At 73.5% G+C, this 2,021-nt stretch carries 2 protein-coding genes; both read left to right on the top strand.

The genetic code is table 11. From position 1 onward, the window contains the following. Nucleotides 1–1,325: phosphoenolpyruvate--protein phosphotransferase (gene ptsP, locus L995_RS19895; protein WP_047473177.1), on the top strand; the 1,325-nt coding region annotated here is incomplete at its 5' end. Then, a partial coding sequence (locus L995_RS19900; protein WP_047473179.1) for a 1-phosphofructokinase family hexose kinase occupies nt 1,322–2,021 on the top strand: 700 nt, incomplete at its 3' end. The genes ptsP and L995_RS19900, both read left to right, overlap by 4 nt.

Below are 2,021 nucleotides of genomic sequence, written 5' to 3' on the forward strand. Positions count from 1 at the left end.
CCGCCGACCTGCGCGACGTGGGCCGGCGCGTGCTCGTGCAACTGCAGCCCTCGCTGGCAGCGGCGGGGCCGGAGGGCCTGCCGGAAGGCGGCTGCATCCTGGTCGCGGCCGATCTTTCTCCCTCGGAAACCGCCCAGCTGGACACGGCGCGCGTGGCCGCGCTGGTCACGGCGCAGGGCAGCCCCACCTCGCACACGGCCATACTCGCGCGCACGCTGGGGCTGCCGGCCGCCGTGGCGGCAGGCGGCGGCGTGCTGGGCATGGCCGATGGGGCCCTGGCCATCGTCGATGGCGCCAACGGCCGCATCTACCTTGATCCCTCGGAGCAGGACCTGGCTTCGGCGCGTGCCCACATGGCCGAGCAGCAGGCACTGCAGGAACGCGTGGCCGCGCAGCGCAGCCTGCCTGCCATCACCACCGATGGCGTGCGCATCGAAGTCTGCGCCAACGTCAACCTGCCCGAGCAGGTGCCGCTGGCCCTGTCCCAGGGCGCCGAGGGCGTGGGCCTGATGCGCACGGAATTCCTGTTCCTGGAGCGCGGCAGCACGCCCGGCGAGGACGAGCAGTACGAAACCTACCGCGCCATGGCGCAGGCGCTGGAGGGCCGGCCGCTGATCGTTCGCGCGCTGGACATCGGCGGCGACAAGCAGGTCGCCCACCTGGAGCTGCCGCGCGAGGACAACCCCTTCCTGGGCGTGCGCGGCGCGCGGCTGCTGCTGCGCCGCCCCGACCTGCTGGAGCCCCAGATGCGCGCCCTGTACCGGGCGGCCCGCGATGGCGCAAGGCTGTCCGTGATGTTTCCCATGGTCACCAGCGTGCAGGAACTGCTGGCGCTGCGCGCGGCCTGCGAACGGCTGCGCGCCGAACTGGACGCCCCGGTCCTGCCGCTGGGCATCATGATCGAGGTGCCCGCCGCCGCCGTGCAGGCCGACGCACTGGCCCGCCATGCCGATTTCTTCTCCATCGGCACGAACGACCTGACCCAGTACGTGCTGGCCATGGACCGCCAGAACCCGCAACTGGCGGCCGAGGCCGACAGCCTGCATCCGGCCGTGCTGCGGATGGTGCGTGCCACCGTGCAGGGCGCTGCCACCTGCGCGCGCCCCGTGGGCGTCTGCGGCGGACTGGCCGGCGACCCGTTCGGTGCGCTGCTGCTGGCCGGGCTGGGGGTGGGCGAGCTGTCGATGACGCCCAACGACATCGCCGGTGTCAAGGCCGGCCTGCGCGCGGCCAGCCTGCGGCAGCTGCAGGCGCTCGCAGACAGGGCGCTCGGCTGCGAGGATGCCGCGCAGGTGCGGGCACTGGCCAAGGAGGTGACGGCATGAACGCCCCGCAAGCCATTACCGTGACCCTGAACCCGGCCATAGACCAGCTTGTGACCCTGGACGCGCTGCTGCCCGGCCAGGTGCAGCGCGCGCTGGGCAGCGTGCAGGCGCCGGGCGGCAAGGGCATCAATGTTGCCGCCGCCTTGGCGGGCCTGGGCATTTCCACGGCCGCGCTGGGCGTGCTGGGCAGTGACAACGCCGGCATGTTCGAGGCCTTGTTCGCCCAGCGCGGCATTGCCGACGCCTGCCTGCGCGTGCCGGGCCAGACGCGCACCAACATCAAGCTGGTGGCCGACGGCGGACGCCAGACCACGGACATCAACCTGCCGGGCCTGGCCTTGGCCGAAGCGCATCTGGACGCCGTCATGTCCACGCTGGCCCGGTATCTGCGGCCCGGCCTGGCCGTCGTGCTGTCGGGCAGCCTGCCGGCCGGCCTGCCTGCGGACAGCTGGGCCCGGCTCCAGGCCCAGGCCGTGGCCGCCGGTGCCGACGTGCTGCTGGACACCAGCGAGGGCCCCCTGGCTGCTGCCCTGGCGGCACCCCATGCGGCCATGCCCTGGGCCATCAAGCCCAACCGGGAGGAGTTGCAGGCCGCCACCGGCCTGCGCCTGGACGGCCGCGACGCGCTGCTGGCCGCCGCGCGCAGCCTGCTGGACAGGGGGCTGGGGCTGGCCGTCGTGTCCATGGGCGAGGAGG

It is taken from the genome of Delftia sp. ZNC0008, from assembly GCF_000799035.1.
Lineage (GTDB): Bacteria > Pseudomonadota > Gammaproteobacteria > Burkholderiales > Burkholderiaceae_C > Comamonas > Comamonas tsuruhatensis.